Below are 20,910 nucleotides of genomic sequence, written 5' to 3' on the forward strand. Positions count from 1 at the left end.
AGACGGATACCGCCACAGAGGCACTGAGACACAGAGAAAACCAGGGGCATTTGGATGGACAAGCTGATCATCACAGCGGCACTGACGGGGGCCGAAGTCACCCGAGCGCAGCAACCTGCCCTGCCGCTAACGCCGCGTGAGATCGGCATTGCGGCGGCCGAGTGCGCCGAGGCGGGGGCCGCCATGGTGCATGTGCATGGCCGCTTGGCCGACGGCACGCCCACGCAAGACCGCGAGGTCTATCGCGAGATCATCGCCGAGGTCAAAGCCCGCAGCGATGTCATCGTGCAGGTCTCCACCGGCGGCGCGGTGGGCATGACAGCGGCCGAGCGTTTGGCCCCCGTCACCCTCAAGCCCGAGATGGCCACGCTCTCCATGGGCAGCGTCAACTTTGGTGACGATGTCTTCCTGAATGCGCCCAACGACATCACCGAGTTTGCCCGCGTCATGGCCGAGCATGGCGTGCGGCCGGAGCTGGAGATCTTTGACAGCGGCATGCTCAGCACCGCGCTGCGCTGGCTCAAAAAGGGCCTGCTGCCCAGCCCGGCCCACTTTGACCTGGTGCTGGGCATTCCGGGCGGCATGGCCGGCACGCCAGAGTCACTGATGTTCTTGCGGGCTCAGTTGCCCCCGGACGCCACCTGGACAGTGGCCGCCATTGGCGCGGCGCAACTGCCGCTGAACACCTTGGCCATTGTGTTGGGCGGCCATGTGCGCGTGGGCTTTGAAGACAATGTCTACTACCGCAAGGGCGAGCTGGCCCAGAGCAATGCGCAGATGGTGGCGCGCGTGGCGCGCATCGCCCAAGAGCTGGAGCGCCCGCTGGCCAGCCCCGCCGAAGCACGGCGCTTGTTGCGGCTCTAAAGGTTTAGCAAACCTCATTCATTGTGAATGTCGGCAATAGGCTGATCTGAGACATTGGGCTTCTTCGCGTGAACGACACTGTTCGCGAAACAGCGGTCATTCGCTGGCCATAGCCTCACCCGATCTGCATCACCAAACATTAGCCAATCGACTGTCACTCGCTGGGGCACCGTTTTAGACGACGCCCCGTGGCCGGCGTCGCGTAGCTCTCCTGATGTGGTCGCGCACCCCAGATCCATCGTGAGGTGCATTGCATCGAGAGTGCTAGGTATCAGCAACGATCCGTTCGGCCAGCAGCAGGCAATGGCCTACGGCTTCTATGATGCTAGGTAAGCTACCACCACTTGCCAACACAACCGTGCTCGAAATCACCCCTGAAGACATCTTCGCACTCAACGACACCGACCTGCGTGAATTGGTGGCGCGCCTCTGCGAGGCTGAGGTGCGGCGCGCGGGCGAGTCGCCGGCTGCGGTCACATGGGGTGGCAGCCAAACGAGCAAAGATGGAGGGGTTGACGTCCACGTCGCATTGCCCGCCGCTGTGGCGTGGGCCGAGGGGTTCGTCCCTCGTCGCGTGACTGGGTTTCAGGTGAAGAAGCCCGACATGGCGGCTAAGGCTGTCAAGGAGGAGATGAGGCCGGGCGGCGCGTTGCGCTCAGTCATCGCCGACCTTGCCGCTGTCCAGGGTGCCTACGTCATCGTCAGCTCAAGCGGCACCACTTCCCATACTGGATTGAGTGACCGCAGGCAGGCCATGCGCGAGGCTGTTGACGATCTCGCAGGCGGACAGGAACTGCATCTCGATTTCTACGATCGTCGTCGCCTGGCGACCTGGGTCAATGCTTTTCCTGGTGTCGTCGTTTGGGCGCGGGAGAGGGCGGGACGGGCGATCACCGGCTGGCGTCCCTGGGGTGCCTGGACCGGCGCACCGGAGCAAGCGCAAAGGTTCATCTTGGACGAGGCGCTGCGGGCGCGACAAGGCAACGAGATCGTGTCGACCGCTGCGGCACTGAATTGGGCTTGTGAGGTTCTCGCCCAACCGGGCAAGGCCGTCCGCCTTGTCGGTCTATCTGGCGTTGGCAAGACGAGGTTCGCGCAGGCGCTGTTCGAACATGCGGTAACGGCCAAATCCCTGGACCCCGCGCTAGCGCTTTACACCAACATGAACGATGGCCCCAGCCCCCAGCCAGTGGCCATTGCCACCAACCTGATTGCCTCAGCGCAGCGCGCGGTGCTGATCGTCGACAACTGCACGTCGGCCCTGCATCGCCAACTGGCGGAACTCTGCGCGGTGTCGGGCTCGGCGGTCAGTTTGCTGACCATCGAGTACGACGTGCGCGAGGACCAACCCGAGGGCACCGAGGTGTTGGATTTAGAGCCGGCGTCGGAGGAGCTGATCGATACCTTGCTGCGGCGACGCTTTCCTGATCTCAGCGGCGTCGATGCTCGTCGCATCACCGTAGCGGCTGGCGGGAATGCGCGCATCGCCATCGTCCTGGCCGACGTGGCACACCGCTTTGGGGAGATCACGAGCCTCACGGACGAAGAGTTGTTCCAGCGCCTGTTCTGGCAGCGCCATGCGGTCGATAAGCAATTGCTGCAGGCCGCGAAGTTCTTGTCCTTGGTGTACTCATTCAATGTCGACACAGAGCCGGATGTCGCAGAGCTTGAGGCGCTGGGAAAACTGGCCGAACAAACGCCCCGCCAATTGATCATGGCATGCAGCCAACTAGTTTCCCGTGATTTGCTGCAGCGACGTGGCCCCTATCGGGCGGTATTGCCGCACGCGATCACCAATCGGCTGGCCAGTTGGGCGTTGGACGAAATTCCAGCCACGTGGATTGATGGCCCGCAAGGCCTCGGCGGATCGCCGAGGTTGCTTCGTTCGTTGTCGCGACGACTGTCGATGATTGGCACCCATCCCCAGGCTTTAGAGATCGCAGCACGCTGGTTAGCGCCGGGTGGGCTGCTCGGTGATTTGTCATTACTGGACGAGCGCGGACGCCAGATGTTCGCCAATATTGCCTCGGTCGATCAGATGGGCGCAGTGCAAGCGCTGGAGCGTGCGAGCTCGCCTGGCGTGTGGCGTGAGTTCGTGCAGGTGATTCGGTCGCTCGCCTATGAGGCGGAGATGTTCGAGCGCTGCGCTGCGATGCTCTATCAGGTCGCCGTCTCAGGGGCAGCGACGCCGCAACAAAATCCGGCCAAGGCGCAATGGGTGTCGCTATTCCAGATTCTGGGCTCGGGCACTCACGCCACGCTTGCACAGCGGCTAGCGCTCGTCCACTCGCTGTTGGATGCCGCCGACAGCCCAAGCCACGCTATGGGATACGCCGCCATCAATCAGTTGCTGGCCACGTCAAACTTTCATTCCAGTATCACTTATGAGTTTGGCGCCAGGTCGCGGGACTATGGCTATGAAGCACGCACTCCGGACGAAATCTGCGCCTGGTTCTCTGCCGTGATGCAAATGTGCGAAAGTCGGCTCGTTGACCACCGCGATGCGATGCGGTCTGCGCTTGGCCGCCATATGCAGGGGTTGTGGAGTCGCGCAGGGATGCACGAACAGGTCGACGCGCTGGCGCGGCGCGTCGCGGCCGACGAGTTCTGGCTGGAGGGGTGGCTGGCCTGCCGCCGCATCCTGCGCTTTGAGCAGAAGAAGGCGGAGGGCCATGCCGACGACCGAATCGTTAGTCTGGAGTCTGCCTTGCGTCCGGCGGGACTTGAACAGCAGATCTTGGCGGTGCTGCAAGCGACGGACTGGAGCATGGACCTTGAGTTGGGCAGCGTGTCGCCAACTGCGACTAGTGCTTACGAGCGACGTGCTGAAGCCGCGAAGGAGCTCGGCGCAGCCGTCGCGAATGACACTGCGCTGGTCGACCGGCTCATTGCAGTGATGCATCAGGGCGGTGTTTGGGCCTACCCGTTGGGCCAGGGCCTAGCACAGGGCTCGGTCAACGCTGAAGACCTTTGGCGATGCTTGCTGGCAGGCTTTAAGTTGCTGCCGGCGACTGAGCTCGATCCCAGCGTGCTGAAAGGTTTTCTTTCCGAACTGGACAAAGGTGACCGGGCTCTGGCATCCAAGCTTCTGGACCTAGCATGGCAAGATACTTCGCTCGCTGAAAGCCTGGTGGAACTGCAGCTCGGGGTCTCGCTTGATGCACAGGCGCTGAATCGACTGCATGCGGCCTGGGCAGCGGGCACTGTGTCGGCCATTCAGTTGACGTCCATCGGCCATGCTTCCAAGTCGGTCGATCCGCAAGCTCTGCGCGCGTTCCTGATTGCGATCGCCACTGATCAGCCGGGGACGCATGTCGCGTTAAAAATTCTGTCAATGCGTGTTTGGAGCACGCAACCAGATCATGAACTACTGCATCCCGCTCTGCTTGATGCAGCGCGCCATTTGCTAAGCAGAGTGAGGTTGGACAGGAGCCAGTTCACTTTCAATTCAGGGTATGAACTGTCCGACCTGATCCGACGGACGCTGCAAGGCGCGGACGGAGAGGTGGCGGCTCAACAGTTTGCCCGGCAGTTGGTCAGCGACCTCTTCGCGAATCGCGTCTGTGCGTTCGACCATACAGACTTGATTCGTGCTTTGCTTGAAGTACACCCCATTGCGGTGCTAGATGCGTGGTTCGACACGGCTGGGCTGGACAGCAATGAGGCGGCTCGGCTGCTGCAGAGGGATACGCATCTTAATGGCCCGCCCACCGACGTTGTTTCTGCGGACAAGGTGCTGCAATGGTGCAATAAGAGACCGACCGAGCGATTTCAACTGGCCGCGTCGTTCGTGCCGTTCTGTGCGCCGAGTGAATCTGCACATGACCGCCCTCGTTGGTCTACACAGGCGAAGCAGCTGTTGATCCATGCGCCGGATAAGAATGCCGTGCTGGAACGCCTCGCTGATCAGTTTTTTCCGTCCTCTTGGAGCGGGTCCCGTGCCACCATCATCGAAAGGAACGCCACTTTGCTCGATCTAGTCGGGCAGATCGTGCCGGCCGAGCTGACGCCGGGGCTAGCCGCACTGCGACAAAGGCTCGCCAAGGAAATTGAAGAGGAGCATGCGTTCGAATCGAGAAGGCAGCGGGGCCGAGATGAACGCTTCGAATGGTGAGACTTGGGTTGCGCCATCCTCGCTTTGCTCGCGCTGTTGAGGTAATCCTGCACGCAACTTACTAGGCTACTTGCTGGTAAACAGCGCCGTATCCGCTCGGGGTGTGTCCGCGCTACGAGTCAGAGGTGCATTTCAGAATGCCCCGACATGCTGCCCCCCGGACGTCCACTTGACGCAACATACCCACCAACCTTGCCGACATTGCAGGACCCACCGAGTAACCGCAAAGTAGACGACATCGTGATTCCGACGCGCGGCCAGGATTGACCGCACTCGCTGCATAGCAATCGGGCTTTCGGCTTGGCGGTCTGGAGTCGTTCGCTGAAGTAAGCGCCGATCAAATACAAAGCGCCCGTCCTTTTTAACATCCGCACAAGGTGCTCATTCGAAGGCGCCACGCCGACTTCCCATAGGTACAGCACCCTTCAGAGTGCTTTGACAAAGTGTTCAGCTTGACACCACTGAAGATCCATCAATCATCAGGTTTTTTCTGATGATCACTCCGCCAAGCCATCCTTGAAGCGACGCGGGTCGCTCTGCATACTGGGGTGATGAGCACTCCTTCTTCCTCAAAGTCCGGTTGGACCACCTTGATCTGGTTGGTCGTGGGCCTGCTGGCCGCGCTGTGGAGCGGTGGCGCTTGGCTCTTCAGCAGCCTGTTGTCCTGGGTGGTGGACACCGCCAGCGTCACCCCTGCGGCCGATTGGGCCGCGGTGTTCAAGACCTGGGAGCCACCGCCCTGGCTGCTGCAGCTCTCGGCCTGGATGGGCTGGGGTGATGTGGCGCAATGGCAGAGCTTGGCCCAGGCGCTGATGGAAGGCTTGTCCACGAGCTGGCCTTGGTTGGCTGAAGCCCTGAGCTGGCTGCAGCCCGTGCTGTGGGTGCTGTGGGCCGTGGGCGTGCTGGCCTTGCTGGTGCTGGGTGGCGTGCTGCATGCCTGGGTGCGTTGGATGATCCGCCAGAGCCAGCCGCGTCCAACAAGCCCACAGGTGGTGGCATGAGTAGCGCCACGCAAGACTGGTGTGCACGCAGCTTGGCGCAGACCCTGCGAGAGGCCGCGCCGGACGCCACGGCCATGAGCCTGGAAGAGCTGCTGGACTTGCACGGCCAAGGCTCGGTGGCCGTCCTGCTGATGGTGCTGGCCCTCTGCAGCACCATCCCGATTGCGGGCGTGGGCACGGTGTTGTCCTTGTTCATTCTGGCTTTGGCGTGGCAATGGCGGCGCGACCACGACCAGCCACCGCCCCTGCCGGCCAAGTTGGCACAGGTGAACCTATCGCCGCAGTGGTCCAACCGTTGTCTGCGCCTGCTGGCCTGGACGTACGAGCAGGCCTCCCGCTGCCTTCGAGAGCGCTGGGGCTGGCTTCACCACCGCCTGACGCATACTTGGTGGAGCGCCTGGATTGCCATGATGGCTCTCCTCATCATGCTGCCCCTGCCCTTTGGCAATGTGCTGCCCGCCATCAGCCTGATGCTGCTGAGCCTGGGCTGGATGTTCCGAGACGGCTTGGCCTTGCTGCTGTCTGGCGCGGTGGGTCTGGGCGCGATCGGCTTTGGCCTGACCGTCAGCCATGTCTTGATCAGCGGCGCGCAAACCGCCCTCAGCTATCTATGACCAGCTCAGCAGGTTGAGGCGGTAGTAGCGGCTGAGTTGCTCGTAGAGCGCGGGGTGCTGTTGCTCTAAGAGCGCGGCTTGCTCAAAGAAAACTTCACTGGCCACCGCGAAGAATTCAGCGGGGTCGGTGACAGCGTAGTCGCTCAGCAAAGAGGCCTGGCCCGCTGCCGCGCGATGCTGGTGCGCCGCATACTCACCGCTCATCACCGCCGCCCAGCGCGCTCGCTGCCAGCGGCTGATGTCAGCGGGCAGGCCCGTGGCCGCTCCTTTGGCTTGGTCGAGTTGATGGGCAAACTCGTGGATCACCACGTTGTTGCCGTCATCCGGGCTGGCAGCACCACGCAGCACGTCGTCCCAAGACAAAATCACCTGGCCCTGCGTCCAGGACTCGCCGGACAGCGCTCGTCGCTGCTCTTGCTGTATGCCGCCCTCCTGGCTGATGGGCCGCTGCACCCAAAACGCACCGGGGTACAGCAAGACCTGACGCACGCCCTCAAAGCGGTTTTGGCTGCGGTTGAGCAACAGCAAGCAGGCCTGTGCCGCAATCAGCACCCGCATCTCTTCGGTCACGGTCAGCCCCCCGCAGCCGATGATGGGCTTCTCGGCCAGAAAGATTTGCATGCGCTTTTTCAGCTGCAGTTGCAGGTCTGCGGGCATGTGCTTGAAGTAAGGCCAATGCTGGCGCAGCACCGCCCGCCACATCGCCGGAAAGGGCTGCCGCGCCAATTGGCGACGGCGCCACGCTTGGCGCAAGGGCCTCTGAAACACGCCGAGCAGCGCCACCAGCGTCAGCCCCAGCAGCCAAGCCGCCGAAGCCCATATATCGGAAAGCTCGGTCACCCCAGCCCCTCAAAGTCTTGAGACCATGGAAGTGGGGGGTGAACGCGCCAATTCAAGCGTTCAAGCGCGCTGCCATCCGTGCGATGATTTACGCCAAGGTCAACACCGCAGAGGAGTTTGTATGCAGACGCTTGACGAGATGCTGGCCAAACACTTGCTGACCCCCGAGCAGCACCACGACATCAGCGCCTGGACGCGCTGGGCCAAGACGCCCGAAGGCATCTTGAACATGCCACCCCACCTCTGGCGCGCGCTGGAATTGGCCAGCGTGCTGGTGGACTTTGACGGCGAGGCCAGCAGCGCCTGAGCGCCCGCTGGCCCTTGGAAGTCAAGGCGCCTTCAGCAGCTCCTTCACAGCGGCTTCCAACTGCTGATCGCGGCCTTGCGCCAGCAGCGCCGGGTCGTTGGCCACGCGCACATCGGGCTCGACCAGGGCGTTTTCCATGAACTCGCCCTTTTGGTCGCGGAAGCCCACTTGCGGGATGCCAAAGACCAAGCTGGGGTCTTGCAAGGTCTCCCACCACACGGCCGTGCCCGTGCCCGCCACCGGCATGCCCACCAGCTTGCCCAGGCCGTAGTGGCGATAGGTCCAGGGGAAGAGGTGCGCGTCTGAGTAATTGCTCTCGCTCATCAACACCAGCGAGGGCTTGTGCCACTTGCCCGCAGGCTCCCAGCCCAGGCTTTGGCCGCGCGGCAAGAACTCCAGGTGCTTGCGCCCTGAGAGCAAGGTCACCAGATCCATGGTCAGGTTGCCGCCACCGTTAAAGCGGGTGTCGACAATCAGCGCCTGCTTGCCGCTGTGGCGGCCCATGACCTCAGAAAACACATCGCGGTAACTCTCGTCGTCCATGCCGCGCACATGCACATAGCCCAAGCGTCCGCCTGAGAGCTTGTCCACCGTCTCGCGCTGCTGGCGCACCCAGCGGCGATACAGCAGCTCTTCTTGCTCGCCCGGATGGATGGGCTTGACGCTGTGCTCGGTGGCCTTGCCCGTGGCCGGGTCGCGCACCGTCAGGCGCATGCGTTGGCCAATTTTTTGCGTCAGCAGGCTGTCTACCTCAGCACCCGCCGCAATCAGCACGCCGTCGATCTGCTCGATCACCATGCCAGGCTTCAGGCCCAGGCTGGCTTGCGCCAGAGGCCCGCCGTCCAAGATCTCAGCGATCTTCAGGCCGGGGCCGCGATGCGTCTCGTCGAAGAAGGCGCCCAACTCAGCCGTGGTGTCCGCCGGCCTGCGGTTAACGCGGAAGCTGGCCCCGGTGTGCGAGACGTTCAACTCACCCAGCATCTCACTCAAGAGGTCGGCAAAGTCGTGGTTGTTGTTGACGTAAGGCAGTTGGCGGGCATAGATCTTTTTGTAGCCCTCCCAGTCCACGCCATTCATGTCTTCCACATACAGCTTGGCCTTGGTTTGGCGCCACACATGCTCAAACATCTCAGCCCGCTCTGCGGCCCGGTCGAGGTTGAGCGAGGCCGCCCACTTCAGCGGCTCAGCCTTGAACTCGCCTTCGTCCTTGGGCACTTTGAACTTGTGGATCACGCCGCCCGACAACACCACGCCGTTCTCGGTGCTGGCATCCAAGACCAGCAGGGTCGGGGCCTCTGGATTGGGGCCACCGGCAAAGCTGCTGAGCTTGCGGCTTTCTTTGGCGCGCGGCTTGTGCAGCCACAGCTCCACACCGTCGGCCGCCTGCTGCAAAGTCAGCAGGGTCTCACCATCCTTGCTCATGGCCGCATCGCGCACCACGGCAGAGTGGGTGGTGAGGCGTGCGGTGCGTTCTTCAATCCGCTCGCGCTCAATGTTCAGCGCTGCGGGCAGCTTGATCTCGTCGGAGTCAGCAGCGGCGCCCGCTTTATCTTCGCCTTTCTTGGCCTTGCTGGGCTTGGCGTCTGCTTTGTCTTTCTTGTCGGCGTCGGCCTTGTCTTGCTCGTCCTCGCGTTTCTTCAACAAGGCAAAGTCGGTCTTGTCGAGCTTGAATCGGTCTTGTGCCGCCTTGGTGAAGAACAGGGCATAGATGTCATGCTCGGCCGCGCCGCCCGTGGCATGGAAGCCCATGCGGTCGCTGGCCCAGATCATCATCTGCCCGGCCATGGCCCAGATCGGCCGCACGTCCTCATAGCCGCTTTGGGTCAGGTTCAGCATCGCGCCCTTGCCTTGGGCATCCACCAAACCCACCTCCATGCTCCAACGATTTCGGTCGACAAAATTCACCAACAAATGGCGCCCGTCAGGGGACCAGTCAAACCATTGGTCACCGTCGGCATAAGAGTAGGTGGCGCTGCCCGGCATGACCACGCGCGACTGGCCACTGGCCAAGTTCAACACCTTCAAAGTGTTGCGGTTCTCCAGGTAGGCCACCTCCTTGCCGTCGGGGGAATAACGCGGCTGGAAGTTGTCTTGCGCGTTGCTCAGCACGGTGCGGCTCTTGAACTGGGTGGCACTGAAAAAGTAAGGGACGTCCTTCTTGTTGCCCACCAAGGTTGTCTCCATCAGGCCCCACACCCCACCACGCTCCGCCGCATAAATCAGGCGTCGGCCATCCGGGCTGAAACTGACCGAGCGCTCTTGCCCGGCGGTGTCGGTGATGCGTCGGGTATCGCCAAACTCGGTGGAGGCCACAAACACCTCGCCCCGCACCACAAAGGCCATCTCTTGGCCGTCGGGGCTCAAGGCCACTTCCGTCGCACCGTGGCGCAAGGTCATCGCCTCTTTGGCGCGGGCTTGGGTGTCCACGGCAATGCTGAGGGCCAGCTTGGTGGGCTTGGCCGCCCCCGGCGCCAGGGTATAGATCTCACCGTCAAACCAGAAGCTCAGCGTGCCATTGCGGGCGATGCTCAAAGACCGCACGGGGTTCTTGCTGAACTGGGTCACCTGCACCGCCGCGTCGGGCTGCGAAACCGGCATTTTCCAAACGTTGAAGGAGCCGCTCTTCTCGCTCAGGAAGTAAACGGTTTGTTCATCGGGCGACCACACGGGGTTGCGGTCTTCACCCCCAAAGCGCGTGAGCTGCTGGTGCTGACCGGTCTTCAGGTCATAACGCCAGACATCGCGGGCCACGGGCGAGACATGATGCTTGCGCAAATCGTCCTCATAGCCCTTCCAGTCCTCATAGAGCAGCTGCGTGCCCGCCGCATTGAGCTGCGCGGCCAGCGCCGGGGTGGTCAGCACCTGCTCGGGGCGGCGGCCGCCCTCGACAGACACCTTGTACAACTCCGTCACCGCTCGGCTGGGGAACTGCACATTGCGCACGTTGTCAGCCCGCGCGGCGCTGAACAGCACATGCCGGCCATCGGGCGTGAAGCTGGCCGGCAACTCGGACGCAGAGTGGTGCGTGAGGCGGCGCGAAGGCCCGCCTTGGGCCGACACCAGCATCACATCAAAGCTGCCATGCGCATCCGACGCATAGGCAATGTGCTGTCCATCCGGGGACCACACCGGTTGCGTGTTGTGGTGGCTGTTGGCCACCAGCACGCGGGCGGCCCCGCCTTGCGTGGGCACCACAAACAAATGGCCCTGAAAGCCAAAGGCGATCTGGCTGCCGTCCGGCGAAATAGCGGGGTTGCGCAGCCACAGTGGCTGCTGCAGCGGGCCTAACGAGGCCGCTGGCGTGGCGGCCAGCGTGGCCCCTGCGGAAGTCGCCAGCATCAGGGCCAGCACGGTGGATCGAATGGTCATAGGTCGTGCCTATCAAAACAGATGCGCGATTCTGCGCTGGCGCGGCGGCCCAAGCGCCCGGGTTCACGGGCGCCCCCCACACTTGATGCCCCCCTTGTTATGCTTGCAGCATGCAGAACTTGTTTTCATCCACGGTGGTGGTGGGCGCTGGCGCAGTCGGTAGTTTTTATGGTGCCATGCTGGCCCGCGCCGGGCAGCGCGTGACGCTGATTGCCCGCGAGGCCCATGTGGCCGCTATCCAGCGCCAGGGCCTGCTGCTGAACATGGCCGGTCAGCAGCACGCCATTGACGTGCAAGCCACCACCTCGCTGGAGCCGCTGCGCAGCGCAGACTTAGTCTTGGTGTGCGTCAAGTCCACCGACACCGCCAGCGTGGCAGCCGACATGGCGCCGCTGCTGCGCCCAGACGCTTTGGTGCTCAGCCTGCAAAACGGTGTCGAGAACGCGGCCACCTTGGCCAGCCACCTGGCAGCCCCCGTCATCCCCACCGTGGTGTATGTGGCCACGGGGATGACGGCGCCGGGCCACGTGACGCACCATGGCCGGGGTGAGTTGGTGATCGGCCCGCGCACTGCTGCCCAAGCCCAAGACCCAGCATTGATGCAGCGCTTGGCGGCCGTGGTGGCGCACTTTGCACCCGCCCAGATCGGCGTCAGCATCTCCAACCAAGTCATGGAGGCGCTGTGGCAGAAACTGCTGATCAACTGCGCCTACAACGCCATCTCCGCCCTGACCCAACAGCCTTATGGCGTGATGGCCCAGCAGCCCGGCTTGCAGGCCTTTCAGCAAGCCATCGTGAATGAAGTCTTGGCCGTGGCCCAGGCCGAGGGCCTGGCGCTGGATGCGCAAGCCATGTGGGCCGCCACCGCGCAGATTGCGGTGAGCATGGCCACGCAGCGCTCGTCCACCGCCCAAGACTTGGCACGCGGCAAACCCACCGAGATTGATCACCTCAACGGCTTTGTCGCGCGGCGCGGTGCGGCCTTGGGCGTGGCCACGCCCATGAATCAGGCCGTGTGGGCCTTGGTGAAGCTGGCAGAGACCTCGGGCTGGCGCCCGCAAGCGCTCAAGGCGGGCACTGCTGGGTGAGTGGAGCCTCGGCCACCAGCACAGGCTCGGTAGCCGCCGCTTGCCAGCCCTGCATCAAAGTGGCCAAGGTTTGGGGCAGCGAGGTCTGAGCTTGCGCCACGCAGCGAGGGTGCTCACGGGTGGTGTCAATGCAACCACCCTCGGCATAGATGCCCTTGCCATCCCGGTGTCGCATCATGCGGCCCAGCACCTGGTGCAAGCGCTGCGGGTCGGCCACGGTGTCGGCCACATGCCGCGCCACCAGGCCTTCATCGATGCACAAGTCGCCATCCTCATCCAGCGCCAGCGCATGGCGCCAATGGAAGATCTCCACACACTTGGCATCAAGGGTGAAGGGGGCATCGCGGCGCCAAAAGTTGCTGAACAACCCTCCGCCCATATAGATCACCCAAGAGCCTTCATAGCCGGTGATGTCGGACGACACGATGTCTGGGTTGCGAAACCACACGCGGTCGCCGGGCACGTAGAACTTGGGCGGCAAGGGCGCCGCATGCTCGCCATGCTCGACCAAGGAGGTGTCATGAAACAGCCCCGAGCGGATGGCGTGAAACTCATTGACCTGCTGCAACTGCGCCAATAAAGCGGGATGGTGAGCGGCGAGTTCGCGCACCACGCCCAGCAAGATCACATATTCCGTGGCCCGATAGCAGGAGAAATCATAGAGACGGCCCGTGGCCTCGGGCTGGGTGGCCGCCACCAAGGCGTCCACCAAGTTGGCCCCGGCTTGCAAGACAAAGCCGTGGTCTTCGTCATACCGCCAAAAGGCCTCCGGCCGCTCTGCCGCTTGCGTCTTGAACGCCAGCGCCGTGCGCTGGGCGGCTTGCGCAATATGGCAGCGGACCCGCACGGCCGAGGCCCAGGCCTCAAAGCTGCTGAAGGGATAGCCCAGCGGAGACCCCAACATGGCCAGCAAGGTTTCGCAGGCCAAGGCGTGCTCGGGCGGGGCCTTCAAAGTGGCCTCCACCACCTGCGCCAAATGGAGGGTGTCGAAGTGGGGCATCCAGGTGTCGGCGACCTGTGGCGCCAAGCCCACCCACCAGCCGATCTCGCCGGCCTGCGTGCCCGCCTGCAGGCTCAGTGGGACTGAGAGCCCCCAAGCTTGCAGCCAGTCTGCGAGCACCGCTTGGGCTGCGGACCCATCCAGCCCCAAGCACGCCGCAGGCAGCCAGACGCCTTGAGCGGCGCGACGCGGACGGGGTGCAAAGGCATGGATGGACATGCCGTCATTATTCGGGGCCGGCCCCAGCCCGCAAGCCAATGAAAACCCGCAACTACTTCAGGCCACCCGACAAAAACTGCGCCAAACGCTCACTGCGCGGGCGGACCAAGACCTCTTTGGGCGGCCCTTGCTCTTCAACCAGCCCTTGGTGCAAGAAGATGGCATGGCTGGCCACTTCGCGGGCAAACTCCATCTCGTGGGTGACGACCAACATGGTGCGGCCCTCTTGGGCCAGCTCGCGCATCACGCGCAAGACCTCGCCCACCAACTCAGGGTCGAGCGCCGAGGTGGGCTCATCAAACAGCATCACCTCGGGGTCCATGGCCAGGGCGCGGGCAATGGCCACGCGCTGCTGCTCGCCGCCAGACAACTGGGCCGGGTAGACATGCTGGCGATGGCTCAAGCCCACCCGCGCCAGCAATTGCTCGGCGCGCGCGATGGCCTCGTCCTTGGGGCGGCCCAAGACATGGATGGGCGCCTCGGTGACGTTTTCGAGCGCGGTGCGGTGCTGCCACAGATTGAAGCTCTGAAACACAAAGGCCAGGCGCGTGCGCCAGCGCTGCAATTGGGCGGCATCTTGGGCCCGCAAGCTGCCGTCGCGGTCGCGCACCAATTGCAGGGTGTCGTCGCCAAGGCTGAAGCGGCCTTCATGCGGTTGCTCCAACAGGTTCAAGCAGCGCAGCAAAGTGCTCTTGCCCGAGCCACTGGAGCCAATCAGGGCCACCACGTCGCCAGGACGCGCCGTGAGGCTGACGCCCCGCAACACCTCGCGGTCACCAAATTTCTTGTGCAGGTTCTCGACCTGCAGCGTGGCACCTTGGCTCATACCGACAGCAGCGAGCCGCTGCGTTGGGCCTCACGGCCGGCCACCTTGCCCAAGGCCATGCCTTTGTAGGCAAAGCGCTTGCAGTCATGGGCAAAGAACAGGCCCTCTACGGGCGCGCACAGCGTGCTGACCTGGCCGCTCAGCGGGTCGATCACATCGATCAACGGCTCGCCTTGTTGCACCTGGCAGCCGACCTCGCGCCGCGCCACCACCATGCCACCGTGCGGCGCCACCATGGGGATGGAGCCGGCCAGCGGAGTGGGCTCGCACAGCAGTTCGGGCAAGGGCTGTGCATCGGCCTGCAAAACGCCGCGCGCCCTTAAAAAGCGCAGAATGCCCTCGGCATCTTCACGGGCCAGCTCATGGCGCACATCCATCTCGCCGCGCAGCTCAATGGTGGCGGCCATGCACGAGGGCGGCATCGGCACCTCAGGCCCCAAAGCCTCGGCGATATCGACCCACACCTGCGAGCAGGCTTCGTCAAAAGGCTCACCGCCAGAGTGCCCGGCCAACAGCGCCACACGGGCACCAATGCAGCGTGCCAGCACTTCGGCCTGCGGCCATGTGGCGGGCGTGGTGTAGAGGTGCATCACGGCCACGCCGTCGCAGTGCAAGTCCAACACCGCGTCGGCGTCAATGGCCAGGCCCAGCAAGGTCTGGCGCAGATGCTCCAGCGCAGTGCCGGGTTGCAGCGCCTGTACGGCCTCGCGCAAGGCCTGGCGCACCAGGGCCACGTTGGCCTGCGGGTCGGCACCGACTTTGTCGCGCACAGCCGCCACCACGGGTGCGCAGAGGTCGGCATAGCGGCGGTTGAAGTTCTCGCCCGAGTTCATGTCGAAGCGGCCCTGAAAGCCGAGCAAGCCCCATTGCCGCAGGCCTAAAGGGTTGGCCATGGGCACCAACACCACTTCGCCCAAGAGTTGGCCTTGGGCTTCCAGCTCAGTGAGGCGCTGGCGCAGGTGGTGGGCCACCAACATGCCCGGCACTTCGTCTGCATGCAAAGAGGCCTGGATGGCCACTTTGGGGCCACGGCCAGGCTCACCAAAGTGCAGGCTGACGAGCTGGAGTTGGTCGCCCGGCGTGTCTTGGATCAGGGGGTGGTGAACGGTTTTCATGGGCTCAACAAGAAATCAGCGGGGCAGCATGGGCTGCAACCAGCGGCGCTCCGCCGCACGGAACAGGGCCACCAGCACGGCGGTGATCACGGCATAGAACACAGCCGCCGTGATGAAGGCCTCAAAAGGCAGGTAGTGCACCGAGTTCAACTCGCGCGCCGCCCCGGTAAGGTCGTACAAGGTGACCACGCTGGCCAGCGAGGTGCCATGCAGCATCAGCACCACCTCGTTGCCATAGGCTGGCAGCGCCCGCCGAAACGCCGAGGGCAGCACGATGCGGCGCAGCATCACCCAGCGGCTCATGCCCAAGGCTTTGGCGGCTTCGATCTCGCCCGCGGGCACAGCCTTCATGGCGCCATGCAGGATCTCGGTGGTGTAGGCGCAGGTGTTCACTGCAAAGGCCAAGACGGCACAAAACCAGGCCGAACTGAGCCAGGGCCAGAACACGCTGGCGCGCACCGCCTCGAACTGCGCCAGGCCGTAGTACAGCAAGAAGAGCTGCACCAGCATGGGCGTGCCACGGATCACATAAGTGAACAGCCACACCGGCTTGTGCACCCAAGGCGACGGCAGGCTGCGCAACATGGCCAGTGGCAGCGCGGCGGCCAAGCCCAGGCCACAGGCCAGCAGCAACAACTGCAGCGTGACCAGCGCCCCCGACACGTACTGGGGCAGGCTGTCTTGAACAACACCCCACTCCATCACAGCGCCACCTGCCGCTCGCCCACGTCCAAGCGCCGCTGCGCCCAGGCAAAGCCCCATTCCGACAGCGTGGTGAAGAGCAAATACATGCCGCCTGCCGCCAGATAAAACAAAAAGGGCTCACGCGTGGCCCCCGCCGCTTGGCCAGCGCGGCTCATCAGGTCTGACAGGCCGATCACCGACACAATCGCCGTGCTCTTGATCATCACCAGCCAGGTGTTAGAGAGCGCGGGCAGTGCATGGCGCAGCATTTGCGGCCCGACGATGCGCCACAACACCTGCCCGGGCCGCATGCCAAAGGCCAGGGCGGCCTCGCGCTGGCCCGGCGGCACGGCCAAGAAAGCGCCGCGCAGCACCTCGGTGAGGTAAGCCCCAAAGATGAAGCCGATGGTCAGCACGCCCGCGACAAAGGGGTTGATGTCTACATAGTCCCAGCCGAGCCGCTCACCGAGCTTGTTGACGGCCATCTGCCCGCCATAGAACACCAGCAGCATCATCACCAGGTCGGGTACCGCACGGATCAAGGTGGTGTAGGTCTCGGCCAGAGCCCGAAAGCTGCGCCAGCGCGACAGCTTGGCCACCGCCCCCATCAAGCCCAGCACAAAGGCCACCGCCAAGGCGCCCAGTGCCACCGCCAGCGTCAGCAGCGCGCCCTCCAAAAGGCTGGCGCCATAGCCGTGCAACATGGTCCCCGACCCCGCCGCTTACTTGCCGTAGATGTCGAAGTCGAAGTACTTGTCTTGGATCTTCTTATACGTGCCGTTGGCCCGCACCGCCGCAATGGCGGCGTTGAACTTTTGCTGCAAGGCGGTGTCAGCCTTGCGCACGGCGATGCCTGAGCCTGAGCCGAAGATGGCCGGGTCATCCTTGGGCTGGCCCAAAACACCAAAGCCCTTGCCCGCAGGCTTGTTCAAAAAGCCGCCCGTGCCGGCGACCTGGTCGCACAAGGCCACATCGATGCGCCCCGCCGCCAAGTCGAGAAAGACCTCGTCTTGCTTGGCATAGCGCACGATCTCACTGTCTTTGTAATAGGCGGCGGCATAGCGGTCATGGCTGGTCGCGCGCTGCACGCCGATCTTCTTACCCTTCAGCGCAGCCGGGCTGATGTCCCGCGCGCCGCCCTTGCCAAAGAAAGCCGGCGGGGTGTTGTAGTACTTGTCAGTGAAGTTGACCTGTTTCTGGCGCTCGGGGGTGATGGCCATCGAGGCAATGATGGCGTCGAACTTACGCGCCTGCAGCGCCGGGATCATGCCGTCCCACTCTTGCTGCACCAAGGTGCACTCGGCCTTCATCTCGGCGCACAGCGCCATGGCCATGTCGATGTCAAAGCCCTTGAGCTTGCCGTCCGTGCCCACCTCCGAGAACGGGGGATAGGCGCCTTCCACGCCGATGCGAACTTTCTTCCAATCCGGGGCTTGGGCCTGCGCGCCAAGCGCGGCACAGGCCAGGGTCAGGGCAGTGAGGAGGTGACGTCTTTGCATGGGAAAAGCTCCTTCAAGAGGCAGGCATTGCGCAGGGCGTTAGCGGCCAGACCAGGGGGTGAACAGGGGGCGGCTCATGCGCACCGGCTGGATGTCGAGATAGACATTGGAGACGGTGTATTCATCGGCACCCAATTCGTCAGAGTACCAGCCGATGCTGTCTTTTCCTTTGTAGAGCCTGAAGGAAAACCCGAGGTCGGCCGTGGCGTCTGAGGGCTGGGCCTTGGGGTCAAAGGCCATGCCGCGCGCTTCCTTCTGGGTGCTGTCCATCAACACGCCCATGGCATTGCTGATGGTGGTGTCGCCCAGCATGTCGGTGTAGTAGGGGTCGTTGGTGAAGTCCGGCTTGTAGTTCGCGGCACTCGGGTCCAGCTTATTGCCCCGCAGCTTGCGGGCCGAGGGCAAGACTTTGCGCAAGCCCAGGTCGTAGCGGTCGCCTCGGTCCAGGTAGCTGAGCCGAATGCCGGTGGCATTGAGCGCCCCCACGGCCGGGTTGGTCTGCACATCGTTCAAATCGACCAGCAGCGCCCCCTTGGCGCCGATGATTTCGATCATGTCGCCCTGTACGATCGCCGCGGAGTTCTCATCTATGCCTAGTCCCAATTTATAGCCCTTGGCCAGCATCAGCGGGATCATCCGACCAAAGCGGCCGCGCTTGAGAAAGTGCTGGTCCACAAACAAGTTAGGGCCGACAAAGCCCAGGCCGCGGTCCACCTCTTTGCCGTCGCGCAACTGACCCTTCATCACGGCCAACACGGAGAGTGCGTCGCGGAACATCACGGTGGACATGACGGCCGCGCCTGCGGAGGTGCCCGCCACCACGCCGCCACGCCGATAGACGCCCCAAATGGCTTCCAGCATGGGGGTGGTGCGGCCACCGGGGGCAAAGGTGTCAACGATGCGCTCCTGGGCACCGCCCGTGAAGAACACGCCGGTGGCGCTGCTGACCGTCTCCAGCAGTGCCGGGTCGCTCACTGCTTTGTCCAAATCGACCCACTTAAGTTGTGGCGCCACCGGCAGAGACTCGGCCACCGCCCCACGCTTGGTCAGCATATCGGCCGCCCGGCGCGCGGTTTGGTCGGGGTTGCCCGATGCCGTGCCAAACACGACCCATCGCGCGCCCTTGCCGCCCGACAGCTCCACCATGCGCGCCCAAACATCTTCGTTGTCGGCCTTCAGCGCGCCGCCAATGATGACTGCATAGCCTTGCGGTGGCGCCGACTTGCTGCTCGGGCCGGCGGCAGGCTGCTGAGCCAAGGCCGTCGAAACCCATAACGACGCGATCAACCACCCCATCAGGCCGCGCCGCCGCACCTTGCTCATCTCCCACATGATCAACCACCCCTGTCAATTCTCGTTGTGCACCTCAGCCCAAAAGCAACACGCTTGCCGTCGTCAGGCTGATTAAGGAGTTCTGGTTTTACCATCGAAGCATGACGATCCTGAGCGTGCGGGCCAGTATTCCTGACAAGCTAGGGACACTCCATCGTCATTCATGCCCCGTCCACACCCTTGGAGAAAGCCCATGGCAGCGCGCACCGCATTTAGACCCTTCATACTGAGCGTTACTACTCGCGCCAGCTTGCTGGCCCTGGCCAGCAGCCTGCCCCTGGCCGCGTTGGCCCAAGACACCGCCCCCACGCAGCGCGTCGAGGTCACGGGCTCGGCCATCAAACGCATTGACGGCGAAAGCGCTTTGCCGGTGCAGGTGATCACGCGCGAAGAGATCAACAAGGCGGGGCTGACCACCGCTTCAGAAATTTTGTCGCGCATCAGCGCCAGCGCCAACAATCTGACCGACGGCGTCAGTATCGGCACCGGCGGCTTTCGCGACCAAATGGGCTTCAATGGCGCCAACCTGCGCGGCATGGGTGTCAGCTCCACCTTGGTGCTGCTGAACGGCCGCCGCTTGGCCAACTTTGCCTCTCCGGGCGACAGCGTCGGCGTGGACTTGAACAACATTCCCGCCGCCGCCATCCAGCGTGTCGAGATCTTGCTCGATGGGGCCTCGGCCCTGTACGGCAGTGATGCCATTGGCGGCGTGATTAACTTCATCACCCGCCGCGACTATCAGGGCGTGGAGGTCAGCGCCTTGATCGGCAACACCCAAGAAGGCGGTGCGGGCAAGCGCAGCGCGTCGTTGGCCGGCGGTTGGGGTGATTTCAGCAAAGACGGCTTCAATGTGTTTGGTGTGTTGGACCTGCAAAGCACCAGTCGGCTGGACACCTCGCAGCGCAAGTTCATCAGTGATTTGAAGATTCCCGAGCGTCTCCCTCACCTTCTGTCGGGGGTGCCGTTTCCGGCCAATCTAAGACTGTCGGGCCTGCAGTTCGACCACTTGGAAAGCCAGGGGTTTCAGGTCAACGGTGAGCTGATCTCTGAGCGCACCATCAATCTGCAAGGCGCCGCCTGCAACCCCCCCTTCAGCCTACCCCTGAAGGATGGCATTGCCGGGCCGCAAGCCTGTACCTATGACTACATGCGCGAGTTGGAGCTTTATCCCAAGACCCAAAAGGCCAGCTTGTTCGGACGCGGGGTGCTCGATGTGGGTGGCGGGCATCAGGTCTTCGCCGAACTCGCCCTGACGCGCTCGAACTCCTTTTACGTGGGCACACCCAACCGGGCCAATTTCGAGATCGACTATCGCAAGATTCCTGGCCTGGCAGACACCGGGCTGGACAGCCTCTTGGCAGAGGACGACACCGCCAATTTCGTGACAGTCCGCGCCCGCCTGACCGAAGCCGGCAAGCGGACCAGCGAGTTGGTCTCGAATGGGCAGCGCATGGTGCTCGGGGCCAGTGGCACTTTGGCGCAATGGGACTACGAACTTGGCCTCAATCGCAGCGTCAACAAAGTGTCGGACCGGGACCACCAAGGCTATCTGATTGAGTCGAAGGTGGTGGAAGGCATCGACAGTGGCGCCATTAATTTGTTCGGGCCCTCCAGTCCGGCGGGCCTGACGGCCTGGGAGGCCGCCCAATACCGCGGCGAAGTGCGCCGCGCCACGGGCACCATGACCAGCCTGGATGTCAAAGGCAGCCGCGACTTGATGAAGCTGTCGGGTGGCAACCTCGCTTTGGCGGTGGGGGCCGAACTGCGCCGCGAGTCCCAGGCGTATTACCAGTCGCCCGAATTGGCCGCAGATTCGATCTTGGGCGAAAGCTCGCAGGGGCCAGATGCCGACTTCCGCCGCAGCCGCAATGTCTCAGCGGTGTGGACAGAGTTGAGTGCGCCCTTGAGCAAGGAGCTAGCAGGCTGCTGAAATACCGACCGGTTGTGATGGTCGAGCGAGGCGCAGCGAGGACAATGTGAGCATCTCGATCTGAGAGAGACCTATGCGCGGCGCCGACACCTTCACCGAGAGCCTGTT

General features: G+C 63.4%; 16 protein-coding genes. 7 read left to right on the plus strand and 9 right to left on the minus strand.

Annotated elements, in window-relative coordinates; translation table 11 throughout:
* Positions 1-54 precede the first annotated feature (54 nt).
* The 4 genes from ACIQ3Q_RS08655 to ACIQ3Q_RS08670 all read left to right on the plus strand — a co-directional run bounded on the left by ACIQ3Q_RS08655 (position 55) and on the right by ACIQ3Q_RS08670 (position 6,593).
* Positions 55-864: a 3-keto-5-aminohexanoate cleavage protein gene (locus tag ACIQ3Q_RS08655; protein ID WP_396268673.1), complete on the plus strand. Its 810-nt coding sequence runs from the start codon at positions 55-57 to the stop codon at positions 862-864.
* Between the two features lie 319 nt (positions 865-1,183).
* Positions 1,184-4,978 carry a hypothetical protein gene (locus tag ACIQ3Q_RS08660; protein WP_396268675.1) on the plus strand — a complete coding sequence of 1,265 codons (3,795 nt, stop codon included), beginning with the start codon at positions 1,184-1,186 and terminating at the stop codon, positions 4,976-4,978.
* Between the two features lie 551 nt (positions 4,979-5,529).
* A complete protein-coding gene (locus ACIQ3Q_RS08665) occupies positions 5,530-5,979 on the plus strand; it encodes a hypothetical protein (protein WP_396268676.1) in 450 nt (149 codons plus the stop codon).
* Complete coding sequence (locus ACIQ3Q_RS08670; protein WP_396268677.1) at positions 5,976-6,593, plus strand: exopolysaccharide biosynthesis protein; 618 nt, start codon at positions 5,976-5,978, stop codon at positions 6,591-6,593. The genes ACIQ3Q_RS08665 and ACIQ3Q_RS08670 overlap by 4 nt, the downstream gene beginning before the upstream one ends.
* On the opposite strand, the gene ACIQ3Q_RS08675 is transcribed toward ACIQ3Q_RS08670, so the two are convergent.
* Positions 6,588-7,433: a zinc-dependent peptidase gene (locus ACIQ3Q_RS08675; protein WP_396268678.1), complete on the minus strand. Its 846-nt coding sequence runs from the start codon at positions 7,431-7,433 to the stop codon at positions 6,588-6,590. The genes ACIQ3Q_RS08670 and ACIQ3Q_RS08675 overlap by 6 nt on opposite strands.
* Positions 7,434-7,554: 121 nt before the next feature.
* Here ACIQ3Q_RS08675 and ACIQ3Q_RS08680 point away from each other — a divergent pair, with 121 nt between their 5' ends.
* The gene (locus ACIQ3Q_RS08680) at positions 7,555-7,740 is read left to right on the plus strand and encodes a hypothetical protein (RefSeq protein ID WP_210809801.1); all 186 of its coding nucleotides are present in this window, start codon (positions 7,555-7,557) and stop codon (positions 7,738-7,740) included.
* 21 nt (positions 7,741-7,761) lie between these two features.
* Here the strand turns inward: ACIQ3Q_RS08680 and ACIQ3Q_RS08685 are convergent, their stop codons facing one another.
* Entirely contained in the window at positions 7,762-11,109 is a 3,348-nt protein-coding gene (locus ACIQ3Q_RS08685; RefSeq protein ID WP_396268679.1) for a S41 family peptidase, read from the minus strand.
* A gap of 110 nt (positions 11,110-11,219) precedes the next feature.
* Between ACIQ3Q_RS08685 and ACIQ3Q_RS08690 the strand changes: the two genes are divergently transcribed.
* Positions 11,220-12,197 carry a ketopantoate reductase family protein gene (locus ACIQ3Q_RS08690; protein WP_396268681.1) on the plus strand — a complete coding sequence of 326 codons (978 nt, stop codon included), beginning with the start codon at positions 11,220-11,222 and terminating at the stop codon, positions 12,195-12,197.
* Here the strand turns inward: ACIQ3Q_RS08690 and ACIQ3Q_RS08695 are convergent.
* From ACIQ3Q_RS08695 to ACIQ3Q_RS08725, 7 genes are read right to left on the minus strand one after another with little or no spacing between them, the layout of a single operon-like run.
* Positions 12,175-13,416, minus strand: coding sequence for a hypothetical protein (locus ACIQ3Q_RS08695; protein WP_396268682.1), 1,242 nt, complete (start codon positions 13,414-13,416; stop codon positions 12,175-12,177). The genes ACIQ3Q_RS08690 and ACIQ3Q_RS08695 overlap by 23 nt on opposite strands.
* Before the next feature lie 52 nt (positions 13,417-13,468).
* On the minus strand, positions 13,469-14,242 hold the full coding sequence (locus ACIQ3Q_RS08700) for an ABC transporter ATP-binding protein (protein WP_396268683.1): 774 nt from the start codon (positions 14,240-14,242) through the stop codon (positions 13,469-13,471).
* A complete protein-coding gene (locus tag ACIQ3Q_RS08705; protein ID WP_396268684.1) occupies positions 14,239-15,357 on the minus strand; it encodes a succinylglutamate desuccinylase/aspartoacylase family protein in 1,119 nt (372 codons plus the stop codon). Before ACIQ3Q_RS08705 ends, ACIQ3Q_RS08700 begins: the two co-directional genes overlap by 4 nt.
* A 15-nt stretch (positions 15,358-15,372) precedes the next feature.
* Positions 15,373-16,059, minus strand: coding sequence for an ABC transporter permease (locus ACIQ3Q_RS08710; RefSeq protein WP_396268685.1), 687 nt, complete (start codon positions 16,057-16,059; stop codon positions 15,373-15,375).
* A complete protein-coding gene (locus ACIQ3Q_RS08715; protein ID WP_396268686.1) occupies positions 16,059-16,745 on the minus strand; it encodes an ABC transporter permease in 687 nt (228 codons plus the stop codon). Before ACIQ3Q_RS08715 ends, ACIQ3Q_RS08710 begins: the two co-directional genes overlap by 1 nt.
* 18 nt (positions 16,746-16,763) lie before the next feature.
* Positions 16,764-17,540: an ABC transporter substrate-binding protein gene (locus tag ACIQ3Q_RS08720; protein WP_396268687.1), complete on the minus strand. Its 777-nt coding sequence runs from the start codon at positions 17,538-17,540 to the stop codon at positions 16,764-16,766.
* A 39-nt stretch (positions 17,541-17,579) separates the two neighbouring features.
* Positions 17,580-18,872: a cyanophycinase gene (locus ACIQ3Q_RS08725; RefSeq protein WP_396268688.1), complete on the minus strand. Its 1,293-nt coding sequence runs from the start codon at positions 18,870-18,872 to the stop codon at positions 17,580-17,582.
* A gap of 193 nt (positions 18,873-19,065) precedes the next feature.
* Between ACIQ3Q_RS08725 and ACIQ3Q_RS08730 the strand changes: the two genes are divergently transcribed.
* A complete protein-coding gene (locus ACIQ3Q_RS08730) occupies positions 19,066-20,802 on the plus strand; it encodes a TonB-dependent receptor plug domain-containing protein (protein WP_396268689.1) in 1,737 nt (578 codons plus the stop codon).
* The last annotated feature ends 108 nt before the right edge of the window (positions 20,803-20,910 follow it).

Source organism: Ideonella sp. (assembly GCF_044358605.1).
In the GTDB taxonomy this organism is placed as follows: Bacteria; Pseudomonadota; Gammaproteobacteria; order Burkholderiales; family Burkholderiaceae_C; genus Ideonella.

Bases quoted from the DNA above. Each gene is read 5' to 3' on its own strand.
- ACIQ3Q_RS08705 (WP_396268684.1), bottom strand. From the start codon at position 15,357: ATGAAAACCGTTCACCACCCCCTGATCCAAGACACGCCGGGCGACCAA.
- ACIQ3Q_RS08690 (WP_396268681.1), top strand. From the start codon at position 11,220: ATGCAGAACTTGTTTTCATCCACGGTGGTGGTGGGCGCTGGCGCAGTC.
- ACIQ3Q_RS08665 (WP_396268676.1), top strand. From the start codon at position 5,530: ATGAGCACTCCTTCTTCCTCAAAGTCCGGTTGGACCACCTTGATCTGG.
- ACIQ3Q_RS08680 (WP_210809801.1), top strand. From the start codon at position 7,555: ATGCAGACGCTTGACGAGATGCTGGCCAAACACTTGCTGACCCCCGAG.
- ACIQ3Q_RS08715 (WP_396268686.1), bottom strand. From the start codon at position 16,745: ATGTTGCACGGCTATGGCGCCAGCCTTTTGGAGGGCGCGCTGCTGACG.
- ACIQ3Q_RS08730 (WP_396268689.1), top strand. From the start codon at position 19,066: ATGGCAGCGCGCACCGCATTTAGACCCTTCATACTGAGCGTTACTACT.
- ACIQ3Q_RS08660 (WP_396268675.1), top strand. From the start codon at position 1,184: ATGATGCTAGGTAAGCTACCACCACTTGCCAACACAACCGTGCTCGAA.
- ACIQ3Q_RS08710 (WP_396268685.1), bottom strand. From the start codon at position 16,059: ATGGAGTGGGGTGTTGTTCAAGACAGCCTGCCCCAGTACGTGTCGGGG.
- ACIQ3Q_RS08700 (WP_396268683.1), bottom strand. From the start codon at position 14,242: ATGAGCCAAGGTGCCACGCTGCAGGTCGAGAACCTGCACAAGAAATTT.
- ACIQ3Q_RS08725 (WP_396268688.1), bottom strand. From the start codon at position 18,872: ATGTGGGAGATGAGCAAGGTGCGGCGGCGCGGCCTGATGGGGTGGTTG.
- ACIQ3Q_RS08685 (WP_396268679.1), bottom strand. From the start codon at position 11,109: ATGACCATTCGATCCACCGTGCTGGCCCTGATGCTGGCGACTTCCGCA.
- ACIQ3Q_RS08655 (WP_396268673.1), top strand. From the start codon at position 55: ATGGACAAGCTGATCATCACAGCGGCACTGACGGGGGCCGAAGTCACC.
- ACIQ3Q_RS08670 (WP_396268677.1), top strand. From the start codon at position 5,976: ATGAGTAGCGCCACGCAAGACTGGTGTGCACGCAGCTTGGCGCAGACC.
- ACIQ3Q_RS08695 (WP_396268682.1), bottom strand. From the start codon at position 13,416: ATGTCCATCCATGCCTTTGCACCCCGTCCGCGTCGCGCCGCTCAAGGC.
- ACIQ3Q_RS08720 (WP_396268687.1), bottom strand. From the start codon at position 17,540: ATGCAAAGACGTCACCTCCTCACTGCCCTGACCCTGGCCTGTGCCGCG.